Origin of the sequence: Paraburkholderia sp. UCT2 (assembly GCF_014397665.1) — a bacterium.
Lineage (GTDB): Bacteria > Pseudomonadota > Gammaproteobacteria > Burkholderiales > Burkholderiaceae > Paraburkholderia > Paraburkholderia tuberum.
This window is the reverse complement of record NZ_VZQO01000160.1, coordinates 1-620: the sequence shown is the minus strand read 5'-3', so window position 1 is coordinate 620 and position 620 is coordinate 1. Positions and strand designations below refer to the sequence as shown.

The following is a 620-nucleotide window of genomic DNA, read 5'->3' as shown; positions in this document are numbered from 1 at the left end:
TGGATCTGATTGCCGGATTGGGCGTGGGTACGGTTCGCCTCGGCGTTTCGTGGGACTTCATGACGCTGGCCGACGGCAGCACGCTGGACCCCAACAAAGTGGCCTTTCTGAAGTCGCTTCTGAACGCCGCACGCACGCGCGGCATGAAGATTCTTTTCCAGGTGGGCATGTACGCGCCGTCTAGCGCATACCAATGCCCGGCCACCAGGAATCCGCCGACCGCATCGTCACCGCGACTCGACTTCTGCGACGCGACGTTCACGAAGTATCTCGGCTCGCTCATGGACGTCGTTCTGCCCTTTACGGCTGACATCGAACTGTTCAATGAGACCAACTGGTCGTTCTCCGCGTCGGACCCGTCTTACGGCGATCCGAACGGTATCTCCGGATACATTCTGAATCGCAGCAAGACGCTCTATTCGGAAGCCAGGCAGATCCTGAACACGAAAAGCCAGTCGGGCTACAAAACGGTTCTGCACACTCAGGGCATCTCGTACTTCTACAACTCGGCGTACCCGAATAACGGCTGGCAACCGCCCGCGGGCAGCGAGCTGATCCAGGCGACCGACTACATCAAGGCAATGGGTAACAACACGAAGAGTGCTTCCAGCCCGTTGAAC

1 pseudogene is annotated in these 620 nt (G+C 58.5%); it reads left to right on the top strand.

Annotated features, from left to right (window positions below):
- Positions 1-620 (top strand): annotated as a pseudogene (locus tag F6X39_RS36215) (hypothetical protein); the annotation flags it as partial.